Source organism: Paenibacillus sp. FSL R10-2771, from assembly GCF_038000205.1.
Classification (GTDB): Bacteria; Bacillota; Bacilli; order Paenibacillales; family Paenibacillaceae; genus Paenibacillus_AQ; species Paenibacillus_AQ phytohabitans.
Map to the genome: position 1 here is coordinate 2,777,690 of NZ_JBBOBM010000001.1, position 14,838 is coordinate 2,792,527.

At 50.7% G+C, this 14,838-nt stretch carries 15 protein-coding genes; 9 read left to right on the plus strand and 6 right to left on the minus strand.

Annotated features, from left to right (window positions below; translation table 11 throughout):
• Nucleotides 1-103: 103 nt before the first annotated feature.
• Nucleotides 104-619 carry a hypothetical protein gene (locus NSU14_RS12060; protein WP_039304650.1) on the minus strand — a complete coding sequence of 172 codons (516 nt, stop codon included), beginning with the start codon at nucleotides 617-619 and terminating at the stop codon, nucleotides 104-106.
• Between the two features lie 120 nt (nucleotides 620-739).
• Between NSU14_RS12060 and NSU14_RS12065 the strand changes: the two genes are divergently transcribed.
• Nucleotides 740-2,488 carry an ABC transporter ATP-binding protein gene (locus NSU14_RS12065; RefSeq protein WP_336101770.1) on the plus strand — a complete coding sequence of 583 codons (1,749 nt, stop codon included), beginning with the start codon at nucleotides 740-742 and terminating at the stop codon, nucleotides 2,486-2,488.
• A 111-nt stretch (nucleotides 2,489-2,599) separates the two neighbouring features.
• Here the strand turns inward: NSU14_RS12065 and NSU14_RS12070 are convergent, their stop codons facing one another.
• Together NSU14_RS12070 and NSU14_RS12075 are read right to left on the minus strand one after the other, a co-directional pair.
• Nucleotides 2,600-3,043, minus strand: coding sequence for a DUF441 domain-containing protein (locus tag NSU14_RS12070; protein ID WP_042236951.1), 444 nt, complete (start codon nucleotides 3,041-3,043; stop codon nucleotides 2,600-2,602).
• Nucleotides 3,044-3,063: 20 nt separating this feature from the next.
• Nucleotides 3,064-4,047, minus strand: a complete 984-nt coding sequence (locus NSU14_RS12075) for a YpdA family putative bacillithiol disulfide reductase (protein ID WP_340944971.1) — start codon at nucleotides 4,045-4,047, stop codon at nucleotides 3,064-3,066.
• Between the two features lie 218 nt (nucleotides 4,048-4,265).
• Here NSU14_RS12075 and NSU14_RS12080 point away from each other — a divergent pair, with 218 nt between their 5' ends.
• The 4 genes from NSU14_RS12080 to rsgA all read left to right on the plus strand — a co-directional run bounded on the left by NSU14_RS12080 (nucleotide 4,266) and on the right by rsgA (nucleotide 8,121).
• Entirely contained in the window at nucleotides 4,266-4,862 is a 597-nt protein-coding gene (locus NSU14_RS12080; protein WP_039304641.1) for a DUF2087 domain-containing protein, read from the plus strand.
• Nucleotides 4,863-4,982: 120 nt separating this feature from the next.
• Complete coding sequence (locus NSU14_RS12085; protein ID WP_039304638.1) at nucleotides 4,983-5,441, plus strand: DUF3939 domain-containing protein; 459 nt, start codon at nucleotides 4,983-4,985, stop codon at nucleotides 5,439-5,441.
• 154 nt (nucleotides 5,442-5,595) lie between these two features.
• On the plus strand, nucleotides 5,596-6,264 hold the full coding sequence (locus tag NSU14_RS12090; protein ID WP_042137929.1) for an HAD family hydrolase: 669 nt from the start codon (nucleotides 5,596-5,598) through the stop codon (nucleotides 6,262-6,264).
• Nucleotides 6,265-7,029: 765 nt separating this feature from the next.
• Nucleotides 7,030-8,121 (plus strand): ribosome small subunit-dependent GTPase A, encoded by a 1,092-nt coding sequence (gene rsgA / locus NSU14_RS12095; protein ID WP_340944976.1) that lies wholly within the window; start codon nucleotides 7,030-7,032, stop codon nucleotides 8,119-8,121.
• 196 nt (nucleotides 8,122-8,317) lie between these two features.
• On the opposite strand, the gene NSU14_RS12100 is transcribed toward rsgA, so the two are convergent.
• On the minus strand, nucleotides 8,318-8,944 hold the full coding sequence (locus NSU14_RS12100; RefSeq protein ID WP_039310081.1) for an FMN-dependent NADH-azoreductase: 627 nt from the start codon (nucleotides 8,942-8,944) through the stop codon (nucleotides 8,318-8,320).
• Between the two features lie 329 nt (nucleotides 8,945-9,273).
• On the opposite strand from NSU14_RS12100, the gene NSU14_RS12105 reads away from it, so the two are divergent.
• Entirely contained in the window at nucleotides 9,274-9,411 is a 138-nt protein-coding gene (locus NSU14_RS12105; protein WP_171715981.1) for a hypothetical protein, read from the plus strand.
• Nucleotides 9,412-9,550: 139 nt separating this feature from the next.
• Here the strand turns inward: NSU14_RS12105 and NSU14_RS12110 are convergent, their stop codons facing one another.
• Nucleotides 9,551-9,790, minus strand: coding sequence for a hypothetical protein (locus NSU14_RS12110; protein WP_039310083.1), 240 nt, complete (start codon nucleotides 9,788-9,790; stop codon nucleotides 9,551-9,553).
• A 181-nt stretch (nucleotides 9,791-9,971) separates the two neighbouring features.
• Here NSU14_RS12110 and NSU14_RS12115 point away from each other — a divergent pair, with 181 nt between their 5' ends.
• Nucleotides 9,972-10,640, plus strand: a complete 669-nt coding sequence (locus tag NSU14_RS12115) for a hypothetical protein (protein WP_340944980.1) — start codon at nucleotides 9,972-9,974, stop codon at nucleotides 10,638-10,640.
• Here NSU14_RS12115 and NSU14_RS12120 read toward each other — a convergent pair.
• Nucleotides 10,615-12,351 carry an alpha-amylase family glycosyl hydrolase gene (locus NSU14_RS12120; protein ID WP_340944982.1) on the minus strand — a complete coding sequence of 579 codons (1,737 nt, stop codon included), beginning with the start codon at nucleotides 12,349-12,351 and terminating at the stop codon, nucleotides 10,615-10,617. The two genes, NSU14_RS12115 and NSU14_RS12120, sit on opposite strands and share 26 nt — an antisense overlap.
• Before the next feature lie 444 nt (nucleotides 12,352-12,795).
• On the opposite strand from NSU14_RS12120, the gene NSU14_RS12125 reads away from it, so the two are divergent.
• Both NSU14_RS12125 and NSU14_RS12130 read left to right on the plus strand, forming a co-directional pair.
• Nucleotides 12,796-13,770 carry an ABC transporter substrate-binding protein gene (locus NSU14_RS12125; RefSeq protein WP_340944985.1) on the plus strand — a complete coding sequence of 325 codons (975 nt, stop codon included), beginning with the start codon at nucleotides 12,796-12,798 and terminating at the stop codon, nucleotides 13,768-13,770.
• Nucleotides 13,771-13,979: 209 nt separating this feature from the next.
• Nucleotides 13,980-14,759: an ABC transporter ATP-binding protein gene (locus NSU14_RS12130; protein WP_039310093.1), complete on the plus strand. Its 780-nt coding sequence runs from the start codon at nucleotides 13,980-13,982 to the stop codon at nucleotides 14,757-14,759.
• Nucleotides 14,760-14,838 lie beyond the last annotated feature (79 nt).

Genomic DNA, 14,838 nt, shown 5'->3' on the forward strand with positions numbered 1-14,838 from the left:
CCCGTTACGGTGAAAGATGTCAAAATCCCTTGCCAAGTGGCAAGGGATTTTACGTGAGAACGCATAGCGGATAGGCATTCTGCCTACATCAGCTGCTGCAGCTTCAGGGTGAGCTGCGGAATGTTTCTTCTTCCATCGCGAACTCGAAATCATCAATATCAAACACCTGCACCGGCACTCCGCCTTCGATGATACGCTGAATCAGCTCGAATTGGTCGGTGAGAATCGGTACCTGCTCACGTTGGGAGGCCAGCAGCAGCTCCGTCTCGATTGGATCAAAGGTTTCTCCGTAGGAAGCGTTGTCGAGGCTATTGATGATGGTAATCTGCGCCTGTCCGCCGAGCAGAATGCCGGAGCTTTTGGCCCACGGGACATTGAGACAGCGGTTGATCTTCTTGGAATTAAGCGGTTCCTCGAAATAGTTGATCAGCTCGCGGATTCTCAGCTTCACATGCTGGTCATCGTCAGCGTGGCTCATCACCGGCTCATCACTGTCCCGTAGTTCGTACAATTCCATAATAGTAGTGTAAGGCACTATATATTCTACAGGGCTCCGCGGTGCGAGAAGCTGGCCGTAAATCGCCATCATGACGGCTTCCGTCACAAATTGTCTGGGCATCATTATCCTCCTGGATTTCAGGTACTGCGATCGTAACTAATAAAATTATAAAAACACTGCGGAGCGCAAATGTCAACAGTGTCCGGGTAAACCAATTAACGGGAAAGGGCGTAAGAGGCTGTGAAACAATGGAAATCTTATTATACCTTCGTACGGCCTTACATGAAATGGATAGTGCTCACATTAATTATCGGGATGATCAAATTCAGTATTCCGCTGACGCTGCCGATGATTTTGAAGTATGTAGTAGATGATCTGCTGGGCAATCCTGCGTTAACCATTGCTGACCGGGTGTCCAAGCTGATGATCGTGCTCAGCGGCGCATTTGTGCTGTTCGTGATTATCAGAGGTCCGGTAGAGTATTACCGCCAGTATTTTGCCCAGCTGATTACAAGTAAGATACTCTTCGATATGCGCAATAAGCTGTATGGACATATGCAGCGCCTGTCGCTGCGTTATTACCAGAATACCAAAGTGGGCGAGGCGATCTCCAGATTTATTAACGATGTGGAGCAGTCGAAGAATCTGGTTGAGGTCGGAATGATGAACGTCTGGCTGGACATGTTCACCCTGCTCTTTGCACTAGGGTTCATGTTCTACCTGAATCCGGTGCTGGCGCTGGTCTCGATTGCGATTCTGCCGTTGTACGGCATTGCTGTGAATACCCTCTATAAGCGGCTTAAGGTGCTCACCAAGGACCGGTCCCAGGCTCTCGCGGTTATTCAGGGCTATCTGCATGAACGGATTCAGGGGATTGCGGTGATCCGCAGCTTCACCATGGAACGGGTGGACCAGCAGCAGTTCAAGGACATTAACGGCCGATTTCTGGAAAAAGCGATGGCGCAAACGCGCTGGAACGCTTTTACCTTCGCGATTATCAACACCTTGACGGATATCGCGCCGCTGCTCGTCATTGGATACGGGGGATATCAGGTGATCCAGGGTAATCTGACTCTGGGGACCTTCGTAGCTTTCTTCGGGTACCTGGACCGCATGTATGCACCGCTCCGCCGGCTGATTAATTCCTCGACTGTGCTGACCCAGGCTTCTGCTTCGCTGGAGCGGGTGATGGAGCTGATGAACGAGCCTTATGATATTGTAGACGCTCCGGGGGCGAAGCCGCTGCTGGCACCTGCAGGAGAGATTGAATTCAGCGGAGTATGGTTCAAGTATAACGATGAGAACGAGTGGGTGCTGCGCGATATTAATCTGCGTATTGCTCCGGGGCAGACGGTGGCTTTTGTCGGGATGAGCGGGGGCGGGAAGTCCTCGCTGATCAGCCTGATTCCGCGGTTCTACGATATCAGTGAAGGCAGCCTGCGGATGGACGGGCAGGATATCAGAGGGCTGACTCAGGAGAGTCTGCGCAAGGCAGTGGGCATGGTGCTGCAGGATAACTTCCTGTTCAGTGGCTCCGTGCGGGATAATATTCTGTTCGGCAATCCGCAGGCAGGGGAGCAGGAGGTCATTGCAGCGGCGGTGTCAGCTAATGCGCATGATTTCATCATGCAGCTGCCGGAAGGCTATGATACGGAGGTGGGAGAGCGCGGAGTGAAGCTGTCCGGAGGCCAGAAGCAGAGAGTGGCGATAGCGCGGGTATTCCTGAAGGACCCCAAAGTGCTGATTCTGGACGAAGCCACCTCGGCGCTGGATCTTGAATCAGAGCATCTGATTCAGCAGTCGCTGCAGGCCCTCTCCTCAGAACGGACCACACTGATTGTGGCTCACAGACTGTCTACCATAACCTATGCCGATCAGATTGTTGTGCTGGAGAACGGGGCCGTTACTGAACGCGGAACCCATGAACAGCTGATGGCGCTGGAGGGCAGCTATGCACGCCTGTTCAATGTGCAGCGGCTGGATGGTTAACAGGGTCTCCAAGCGCCAGCAGGGCGTCAACTTATTAGGCAGGACAACAAACAGGCTGCATACTCACCCGATTAGGTGAAGATGCAGCCTGTTTCATCTTTGCGGCGGGGTTCAGATCCGTCCAATCAGCAGCGACAGGATACCTGCCGCAATCAGCGGACCAACCGGAACGCCTTTGAAAAAAGCGACGCCGATGACGGTTCCAATCAGCAGCCCGGCCACAATGGTCGGCTGGCTGCCCATAAGCACCGCGCCGCGTCCGCCGAGATAGGCAACGAGAATCCCGATTCCGATTGCGGCCAGCGATTTCCAGTGCAGGAACGATTGCCCGATCGTCTGCAGCGAGATTTTACCGCTGGCCAGCGGTGTCATCACTCCGATGGTGAGGATGATGATGCCAACGGTAAGCCCGTATTTCTCCAGCCAGGGAAAAGCCTGCTGCAGGCCCAGCACCCGGATCAGCAGCAGAACGACCATGGCAATCGTGACCGGAGAATTGCTGCTGATAATCCCCAGTGCCGCGAGACCCAGCAGCAGTAACGAGGTCATATCCATAGCTTAGAAGCACTCCTTCTCTAAGAAAGCCTTTTGCTCATAATATGATCGGCAATCAGTTTGCCGTGCCCCCGACCGCTCTCGATGAATACCTCATTGGCGTTCCGTCCGGACGCGATAACGCCTGCGACATAGATACCGGGAATATTGCTCTCCATCGTAGAAGGATTGAAGGCAGGTTTATCGAGGGACTCATCCATCAGCACACCTGCCGAGGATAACAGGGTTCTGCTCGGACGGAAGCCGGTCATGGCAAGGACGAAGTCATTATCAAGGATGCGTGTCTCCCCGCTGCCTGCCGTGACCACTGCAGAAGACGGGGTGATTTCCGTTACCCGTGACTCCAGATGAAGAGTAATATTCCCTTTCTGGACCATGCTCTCAAAAATCGGACGCACCCATGGCTTAATATTCTCCGAAATACTGCTTCCACGGTAGACCATATCCACCTTGGCACCGACCCGGATGAGCTCCAGAGCGGCATCAACCGCCGAGTTGCTTCCCCCGATGACGGCAACCTTCATGCCGGAATACGGATGGGCTTCACCGAAATAATGGGTTACTTTGGATAGCTCTTCCCCGGGGATCCCGATCATATTCGGCTGGTCGAAATAACCGGTTGAAATGACTACATTCGCGGCGCTATGGTACTGCTCTTCTCCGCGCTTGTTGCGTGTATGTACGATGAAGCTGCCATCCTCCTGCGGCAGAACGGACAGTGCCTCCTCATAGGCGGCGATGTCGAGGCCATGCTGCGCGGCAGCGCGGCGGTAATAGACCAGGGCTTCATGGCGGTATGGCTTGTCGTTCGGGGAGGTGAAGGGCACATCTCCGATTTCAAGCAGCGGGGTTGTACTGAAGAACTGCATATTCGTCGGATACAGGTAGATAGAATGGACAATAAAGTTCTTTTCAATGATCAGGCTGGAGAGCCCCTGGCGCTGGCATTCTATAGCTGCAGACAGTCCGCAGGGACCCGCACCGATAATAATTACGTCTTTCATGATAGCTGCATCCTTTCGGGTAAGTATTCTTTTCAGTAAATGGTACCTTATATTTTAGATTTTTGCCATTCCCCGGTGTTTCCAGTAACAAGAGCATTGCTCAAACGTTGAAAAAGGTATATAATTAGATATATATCTAAACGCAATGCAGCAGATAAAGTAGTGTTTTCATACAACTGCGTTTATGAATGTTCAAATGTCTATAGGAGCGTGTTCCGATGCAGTTAGATAAAATTGTTGCTTACCATAAAGCGTTGTCCGATCCGACCCGGCTGCGGATTCTGCTGCTTTTGTCCAAAGGCGAGGTTCACGGGCATGCGCTGGCCGAGAAGCTGAACCTGTCACAGCCCACTGTTACTCATCATGCCGCCAAACTGCGTGAAGCTGCGCTGATCATGGAGCGCAGAGACAAGAATACCGTATATTTCAAGCTGAATCCTGAGTTTATTCAGGCAGGCTCAGAGGCCTCGCTGAAATTTATTTTTGCCAAGGGGGTGGAAGAGATGGAGGAAGAGTCGCCGGAGAGTAGCCTGAAGGAATCGGTGCTGCGTAATTTTTTTGCCAAGGACGGACGCCTGCGGCAGATTCCCGCACAGTATAAGAAGAAGCTGATCGCCCTGCAGTATATGGTGGAGAAGCTGGAGCCGGGTGTAGTCTATTCCGAAAAAGAGATCAATGAATTCATCAAGCCGTTTCACGAGGATTATGCGACGATCCGCCGGGAGTTCATTATGCATCAATTCATGTACCGCGAGAACGAGAAGTATGAGCTGAATCCGCCCGAGTTGTGGACTCACTGGGAAAATGTCAAATAATGATCTAATAAATGGGGATTTTGTGTGACAAGTTCGAATCTGTTGATTAAATGTTTGAATAACGAATAAAATGGAATTGTAAGCGTTATCCGACATAAACTTCGAAAGGAGACTTTCAGTATGATATTCAAACGCGCCAAAAAAAATATGCCGTCTGTTCATCTCACCGTTACCTTGCCGCAGATCAAGCAGGCTGTTAGGCAATTTGAAGAAGATATGCCTGCGCCGATTAACCGCACTGCTCTGATTATGGAAGATAAAAGTATTGATCTAAACCGGCTTAAACGATATTTGGGCGGGGTCCCGCAACAGAAGTTCTATATGTCCCGCGAAACCTTTGAAATCTTTGAGGAAGCTGACAAGCTGGTACCGTATTATCTCGACATGGTGCAGTCGGCTGTAGATAACTATATCAGTGACACGGGCAAGCTCCCGCTGCTTGAAGATGCCTGGCTGCCAGAAGTTCATTACCGGCTGCTCTCCACGGAACGTTATCTCAAGGAAACGCCGCCGTTCCCGCTTTACATTACGGAAGAGGAAATGATGCTTACGCATCGCGCAGAGCATTTTGAATCTTAAGCGTCCCGGACCTGATCTGAAAATAGAGGCCATCCTGTGAAAGAAGCGTTTGTTCTTCTTAACAGAATGGTCTTTTCTTTGTTCCCCGGTGCATAGTACAATGAATTTCTGGTGTAGGAATCATTGAAATTGATGAAATAAGGGGAACGAAAGAATGAAGGAAGTACAAGCCTTACTGTTTGACCTCGACAATACGCTGATGGACCGTGATCAGACCTTCCGCAGCTTCAGTATGAAATTTGTACAGGATTTCCTCGGACACCTGAATGAGGATGAAGCCGGCCGGGTGGTTGAAGATATGATAATCAGAGATGCCGACGGCTACCGTGATAAGGATGGCTTCTTTGCAGAACTAAGCGAGGTTCTCCCTTGGCAGACAGAGCGGTCGGCAGAGGACATCCGGAAATACTACGACGAAACCTATATTCACCACGGGGCAATCATGAAGCATGCTGTGGCGACACTGGAATATTGCCAAGGCCGCTATCCGCTGGGACTTGTAACGAATGGCAGCAGGGATATTCAATATAGCAAAATTGATCTGCTCGGCCTGCGCCGCTATTTCCGTACTATCGTAATTTCCGGTGAAGTCGGAATCAGCAAACCGGACCCGCAGATTTACCGGCTGGCCTTGGAACGCCTGGGTTCAACCGCTGACCAGACCCTGTTCATAGGAGACCATCCGGTGAATGATATCTGGGGGGCAGTCCGGGCCGGAATGGATACCATCTGGCTGAAGCGTAACCATGCCTGGGATGAGTCGCTGAACGTGCAGCCGATAGCCACCATTCATGAGCTGAATGAGCTTGAAGGCATTATTTAATTGGATTTTGTTAAAAAATTCAAGAGTACCTGTTGACAAACAGCTGGCAGCGCGTTTATCATAACAGCATATTAGTTCGGAAGGAGACGATGTCAAATGACAGTTTATACCGTGTTATCAGGATCAGTTGCAACTGTTGTGGATACGTGTCTTCCGGGAACAGCGGCTGTGGAATAAGATTCCCAGCTTAGCAGGTAAGCTCTAACATGCCTTTTAGAGCCGCCGGGAACCGTATCGGTTCCGGCGGCTTTTTTGCGTGCATAGCCAGATGTATATTCATGCGCTTGAATATATCCTGGTCTGCGACACGCACAGAAACCTGAGGCAGCTTTCTTTGTTCGAGGGGAGTGCTTCAGCTTTTGGTTTGGATTCCGCCGCCGGAACCTTTGGGTTCCGGCGGTTTTTTTGTTGAAACAGTAGCCATTATATGCTGCACGCTGTAAAAGATGCTGCTGTGCTAAAAGGATTGGAAGGGGTACAAACTCCCGGAAATACACGTGAATGATTAAGCAGGCTAGTGAAGCTATTGGTTTAGAATTGAATATTTGAGAAATGAGAAGGAGTGACGGAGGGGGATTTTGGGCTGGAGGAGCGGTAGCGTTCGCCTTTAGGTTTGGATGTCCACCGTGAACACGGTGTTAAATCATGAAATCCAAACCTAACAGCGGCCGGAAGCCCAAATATCCACCGCAGTGGCGACTGATCCTAAAACTCAAAAAGGCAATATTTAAAGCTCAATACGTAACAATTACCAGGAGGAAATGAATGAATATAGAACAGTATGGCTGGAATGAAGAATGGAAAAATAAGTGGACAGAGAAGCTGAAGCAGCTCGAGGCCAGGGTACTTGAGCCGGGCCGGATTGTCGGTGATTTCGGCAGCAAGTACCGGGTCATCGCAAGCACGGGAGAGATCTGGGGAGAGTTATCCGGCAAGCTCAGACATACCTTGACAGGGTCCGGTGATTATCCGGCGGTTGGCGACTGGGTGGCTCTGGCCATGCAGGACGGCGGTGAGCATGCCGTGATTCATGGCGTCCTGCCCCGCCGCAGCGTAATTTCGCGCAAGGTGGCAGGGGTTACGCAAGAGGAACAAATCGTTGCCTCCAACGTCGATACCCTGTTCCTGGTCAGCGCCTTGAACGATGATTTCAATGTACGGCGGATGGAGCGTTATCTGATTATGGCCTGGAACAGCGGGGCGAATCCGGTGATTCTGCTGACCAAGGCAGATCTCTGTGCCGATGCGGCGGATAAAATTGCCGAGATGCAGCGGGCGGCTCCCGGGGTAGCTGTACATGCGGTCAGCGCGCTGCTCGGCGATGGGCGGGAGGAGCTGCTGCCTTATATCGGCCGCGGTCAGACCGTGGCCCTGACCGGTTCCTCCGGCTGCGGTAAATCAACGATGGTCAACTGGCTCAGCGGACAGAATCTGCAGCTAACCCAGGATATCCGGGAAGGGGATAGCCGCGGGCGGCATACGACCACACACCGTGAGCTGTTTGTCCTGCCGGACGGCGGCATCATTGTGGATACGCCGGGGATGCGTGAGCTTCAGCTGTGGGAAGATGAGGGAGGCCTGGATCTGGCCTTCGGTGACATCAGCTCGCTCGCGGCAGACTGCCGCTTCAGTGACTGCCGCCATGTTCGGGAGGAAGGCTGCGCGGTGCTTGAGGCAGTAGCAAGCGGTGTACTGGATGAGAAACGGCTGCTCAATTACCGCAAGACGCAGAAGGAACTGCAGTTCCAGAACAGCAAGGAAGTGAAGCAGAAGCGCAAAACCGTAGCTGCTTCCTCCAAAAGCACACCTCCGCGTGCCAAAGGCAACAGCTGGCAGCGGGTATTGGAAGAGTATTAACCTCTCCGCGGAGCACAAAAAAGGCCCTGCAGCTGACGTAGCAGCTGCAGGGCCTCTTCCTGTAGGGTCCGGCGGGTGTCCCGGAGGATGCACCGGAGGAGCTATATATAAATAAAAGTCCGGTTGATGTTATAGCAGATGCCTGATAAAAAGTGCGGAGCTCTAAAGGTGAAACCGGACTTTTAACGCTGGCGGATTAGAACGATGCAGCTGCAGTTTTTGCCAGTTGCAGACCGGTAGCGATAATTTCAGCGGATTTCTGCGGGTTCTGGTTGTGTCCTTCAACGATAACTTGTGTAGTTTCCTTGAAGCCCCAGAAGTTCAGGTTACCCATGATGAAGTTAACAGCCATTTCAGCACTTGCTGCCGGGCCTTCGGAGTACACGCCGCCTCTGGCGTTCAGTACAGCTGCTTTTTTGCCTGTCAGCAATCCTACAGGACCTTCAGCAGTATACTTGAAGGTTGTGCCGGCCTGGTTCAGGTAATCGATGTAAGTGTGCAGTACGGCCGGAACAGTCATGTTCCAGAGCGGGAAGGCGAATACCACTTTGTCAGCGGCCAGGAACTGGTCCAGATATTTCTTAACAAGAGCGGCGCCGGCAGCTTCTTCAGGAGTTGCCTCGAAGCCTTGTGCTGCTTTGTATACGCCAGTGATCAGCGTGTTATCGTAGTAAGGAAGTTGTTCAGCGAACAAATCCAGTTCAGTAACTTCATCCTGCGGATGAGATTCTTTGTAGCTCGCCAGGAACTCATTATAGAGCTGAACACTTACAGATTGCTCGGCTGGGCGGTTATTTGCTTTGATAAACAGGACATTAGACATTATGATTTCTCCTTAAATATATATTTAATATTAACTATAGATAATATAGCATTTAATAAATTGTTTGTAAATATCCGTCGGATAAAATTTTTATTTTGCCGACACAAACAGGCTGTTTTTTGCACAGATACCATATCTCCTGTTGAAGGAATCCAATCGCAGAAGAACCGTCAATATGTAGTAAGACTAATTTCGCAGCTGTTTGCAGCAGTGATATTGGCTGGTTTAAGCCATCCGGGACCCGGTTATATAGGTGTTACAAGGAGACAAGGAAATGATTTCCTCTCCCTACAACGGGATTCTGATCCCATTCCAAAGGAGCGATTGACATGTCCATTGACCGTTTCATAATTAAGAAATTGGACAACTGTCACGAAGAGCATACCCGGCGCAACCTGGTGAAGTTGTTCAAGCTGCGGATTCAAAAGGCAGAGAAAGAAGAGAAACGGAATCTCAGGATTGGCTGAGGTAAAGCATACCCTGATCATACAGATAACACGCATTATATAAAGAGGGCACATTCCTGGACTGCAGGCGTGTGCTTTTTTGTATGGTGTTCTCCGGGGCTGTATCATGCATATATTCCGGCAAAAAAATATCCCTCTATTAATAGAGGGATAAAGCCAGTGAATCATTTTCACTATAACTGTGCAATATAGCTTCTGAGCCTTTAATTTCGATACTGATCAGAGAATTCAAACATTTCTGCAGGGCGTTTTTTCCCTTTTGAATTTTGAGCTCCAGTGTGCTGTTAAGCAGTCGAAGTACTTTTTGGGTAGGCTGTTTGTTTTCTGTTGTGAAATATACTGGTACAAGCTTGTTCTGAAATGTGATGAGCATTCTCATTTTGAAATCACCTCGCTAAAAGTATTTCATGGTATTGATCTTACCCTGCATTTCTTAATTTTACCTTAAAATTAGCTTATGATAACATAAAGATTGCAAGTTTTATAGTTTTACCGTTTTTTGAAAGCCACTCATTGACAATAAATTTCAGATTTATGGGAATAGGGAAGGATATATGGATGTGAAAACTCAAGATGTAATCTGTTTAGCACAGTTTCTGTTCCCCGGTGAAACAGAGCGTAAAGTGGTGGCGGATATTCTGCAGACCGTCTCTGGTGCAGTTGGAATATGCAGGGTGAAGTACATGGAAGGCGAATCTTCGCAGGATGTATGCATGCAAATACATAAAGATAAAATAGTTGTTACCGGTATACTGGAAGAAGACCCCTTCGGTTATGAATTGAAGGAGCCAAGTGAGATGAAGCGGGCCTGTTATTATCTTTTTAATTGCTTTGAATATGCAGAGACCCGCATGGTGTCTGTTCCGGCACTCTTCCTGTCCAGAAGCAGGTATGAGGAGATTAAACAACAAGCAGGGTCCTGCAGTTTGTGTATGCTGGCTGAGTACCTGGGGGAGGAGACAGGTGATTTGGCCAGTTCAACTGAACTGGCCAAGGTTATGTTAGGCCCGGAAATGACCGGAGAACTGCGGTTATGCTCCCGTGCCGGCAGCGGCTGGAGCCTTCAGCAGGCTTCATATTTTGAGAACGCTTCTGGCGGCTGGCTCCTGCGGATGAGCGCCGAGCCCGCGCGGGACTATCTGATCGCCGCCCCGCTCACGAAGGCGGAGCTGTGCTGCGCCTTTTATGAGTGGGTCATGCATTCTACTCCGATTTGTACTCCAGAATAACTGTTGTGTAAGCAGGAAGCGTGAGTCCGCCGCTGCCGAGTGCAGCCTTGCCGCCAACTGACCGGAGGATACCAGCGTATGTAATGCCTCCAGTTCCGCTATGAAGCTGCATCGTCTGTGCCGATCCCGTTAAGTTATGAATAACAAGGACCTGCTGTCCGGCGGTTATCCGTTCATAAGCCATAATTCCCCCGTTCCCGGAAGGGTAATCACGTATGTCCCCGTCTCGCAGGGCCGGCACCTCTTCCCGCAGCTGAATAAGCTCGCGGTAGCGCACCAGCAGTGAATCCCTGCGCTTTTGCTGGCTCTCTACATCGGCCCCGGGATTCGCAGCGTTATTGCTGCCCGGCTCCCACGAAGTCTGACCTGTATCCCCTCCGTCCGGCGTCCATTTCATGGGCTCACGGATGCCTTCATCCGGCTTCACACCCAGCAGTCCGATCTCTTCCCCATAATAGATAAATGGATTACCCGGCAGGGTCAGCAGCATGGCTGCCGCCATTGCGGCATGATCTGGCTGATTCTCAAGCTGGCTCATGACCCTGTTCTGATCATGATTGGTCAGGAAAATCGCATCTGTGAAAGCACCGCCTGAGATTTGAGAATACAGTTTGTATGTCCGTTCCAGGGTGAACGCGGCTCCGCTGTCCTTCTCCGTTTGAGCCGAATGGACCAGCGTTTCAGCAAGCCCGAAGTTAAATCCGGAATTGAAGGCCTGATCTAGATAGGCCCCTACGGATACAGCGGAATTCTCCCAGACCTCACCCACGATATAAGCCTGCGGATTCACCTCGTTCATGGCTGTGCGGAATTCCTGCCACCAGGCTACATTCTTGGCTGTTGTCGCCGTACTTTTGTCCGAAAGAAGATCCTCATAAATATGCTTTGCAGCATCCAGACGGAACCCGTCGACGCCTTGTTCCAGCCAATAGGTTCCGATGCTCTTCATTTCCCGGCGGACCTCAGGATTATCGAAGTTGAGATCAGGCATTCCCTCCCAGAAAGTCCCCATATAATGGCTTCCCCGCAGAGCATGCCACGGACTGCCGCTGCCGGCAGCACTGGTTCCACTGACCGGGCGGTTCTGATCTTCGGCCCAGATATACCAGCTGCGGTATGGGCTGCCTGGATTCCTGGCTGAATCCACAAACCAGGGATGAGCCTTGGACGTATGGTTCACCACCAGATCCATAATTACCTTGATGCCCCGTTTATGTGCCTCCTTGATCAGTGTCTGCATATCTTCGAGTGTTCCATAGTCCGGATTAATGCTCCGGTAATCGGTTACATCATACCCGTGATAGCTGGGCGAGGGATTAACCGGCATCAGCCATATTCCTCCTACACCGAGATCCTCATGGGTCCCCGGGTCGCCGTCATTCAAATAATCCAGTTTCTCCGTGATCCCCTGCAGATCACCGATACCATCCCCGTCTGAATCGTAGAAGGAGCGGACGAATATTTCATAAAATACGGTGGAAGGCTGCTCGTCTACAGCTGCCTTCGGATTAGCGCCAGGTTGTACAGCGCTGTTGTTCTGTATCCCTGCCCCTGATTGCGGTTCTGTACTGTGAACGGGGGAGGAAGGTTGTGACGATGAGACACCCGCAGCATGATTTCCGCCTGTGCTCTCAGTACTGCTGCAACCGGCCAGCAGCACCGCAGCCAGACCAGTGATTGCTAAGGCATGCAGTATACGGGTTGTTAGCATAACTGATGAAGAACGAGACATAGAATTAAAACTCCTTTCAGGCATTCAGGATATTTTGCTTCATTAAAATATGTAAATTCGTAAGCGCTTTATTGTTACATCTTATTGGAAATTCCACTTTTGGTAAAACGTTTGCACAAGCTGAATATTGTGATAAACATCCATAGGATCGGTCTTGACCATAGAAATCTGGATTTATCGCTTAAATTCTTTGATTTAGTCTGTTTTATTGTCTGATATGAGCATTGGATTAATCCTTATCCGAAAAAACTGCCGAAAAAATATTCAAATCGCTTTAGATAACGCGGATTTTTTGTGCAAACGATAGCAATACAGGTCTTTAACCTTTCGGCGGGCAACCGCATATGCATAGAGCAAGGGCGAAAGACCCGGGAAGAAAGGAGAATGAAGATGAATCTCAAGAAAAAACTGTCATTGTCGCTCATGATGATTGTCACGTGTTTCACAGTACTCGCCGGGTGTGGCGGTGATTCGGCTGTAGTGAAGGTGAAGATCGGTGAGGTTACCCGCTCCGTGTTCTATGCGCCGGAGTATGTGGCGTTGTCCCAGAATTTCTTCAAGGATGAAGGGCTGGATGTGGAGCTGCAGACCATACCGGGCGGGGATAAAACGATGACGGCACTGCTCTCCGGAGCTATAGATGTAGCGCTTGTCGGTTCGGAAACTTCGATTTATGTATATCAGCAGGGGGCGGATGACCCTGTGATTAATTTTGCCCAGCTCACGCAGCGGGATGGAACATTCTTATTTGCACGTACACCGGACAGTACTTTCACATGGGACAAAGTCAAAGGGTCAACTTTCCTGGGCCAAAGGCAAGGCGGCATGCCGCAAATGGCCGGCGCATTTACTCTGCTGAACAAGGGGATTGACACTGCTAAGGACTTGACGCTGATTCAGAATATTGACTTTGCCAATATTGCCGGTGCTTTTGCTTCCGGGACAGGGGATTATGTACAGCTGTTTGAACCGCAGGCATCGATCTTCGAGAGTGAAGGAAGGGGCCAGGTTGTCGCTTCATTTGGCGTAGAGAGCGGTTATCTCCCGTATACCGTGTTCATGTGCAAGGAGAGCTACATCAGCAAAAACAAAGACACAGTGCAGAAATTCACCAATGCCATCCAGCGTGCACAATTGTGGGTGAAGGATCATAGCGCGGAAGAAATCGCTGATGCGGTTATGCCTTATTTTGATAAAACGGACCGTAATATTGTCGTCTCCGCCATCAGCCGCTATAAAGAACAGGACACTTATGCGGTAAACCCGGTTATTGATGATAAAGAATGGAACAATCTGCTTGATGTGATCGACAACGCCGGTGAGCTGAAGGAACGTGTCCCTTCGGGTAAGATTGTTGATAACACTTTTGCTGAAAAAGCGGAGAGCAGCATTAAGTAGGGTTGTGATGCTTCCGGAGCTAGTTTGTTCGAAGCAAAATCGTGTGAAGTAATGCTCACAAACTAAGTTGATGCTTCCGAAGCGAGTTTTGCTGCACAGAAGAATCGAAGATGTGATTTTTCCGCAAAACTAAGTTGATGCTTACGAAGCTAGTTTGTTCGATGCAGAATCGTGAGAAGTAATGCTCACAAACTTTTAGGAGGGCTGATATGCTTCCAGTAGTGGAGTTGAAGGAAATCACGCACGCCTATCTGGGAGACCGCGAGGCTTCGCTTGCGATCGAGGATTTCAATCTCAGCGTGGGCCAGGGTGAGTTCGTCAGCCTCGTCGGGCCCAGCGGCTGCGGCAAGACGACGCTGCTGTCGATCATTGCCGGGCTGCTGCGGCCCTCGCGGGGCGAAGTTCTGCTCAGCGGACGCTCTGCGGCTGGGCCGTCTCCTGAAGTAGGCTATATGCTGCAGCAGGATTACCTGTTCCCCTGGAGAAGCATTCAGGATAATGCACTGCTTGGCCTGGAGCTGACCGGAAGGCTGGATGAAGAGTCGCGCAGCAAAACCCTGCAGCTGCTGGCCGATATGGGGCTTGCGGGCAAGGAGCTTGCCTTTCCGGCTCAGCTCTCGGGCGGAATGCGCCAGCGCGTCGCTCTGGTGCGGACGCTGGCGACAGATCCCGGCCTGCTGCTGCTGGATGAACCGTTCTCCGCGCTGGATTACCAGATTAAGCTACAGCTGGAGGATCTGGTCTCGGAGACGCTGATGCGCCGGGGAACAACGGCTATTCTGGTTACTCACGACCTGTCTGAGGCAATCGCCGTCAGCAGCAGGGTCATTCTGCTCCAGCGGAATCCGGGAAGGATCCGCAGGATTTTTCAGGTTCCGGAAGCCATCCGCAGTACCCCGCCTCTGTATGCGCGGGACTTGCCCGGATTCGCGGAGCTTTTTCATGAAGTGTGGAAGGAAATGGAGCTGGCAGGGAGGGAAGGCGTGTGAAGACGGAATTGCCCGCAGAAGTGGCGGCCTCCCGTGCACTTTGGCTGGAACAAAAGCATGCGGACTACAGGAAGAAGAA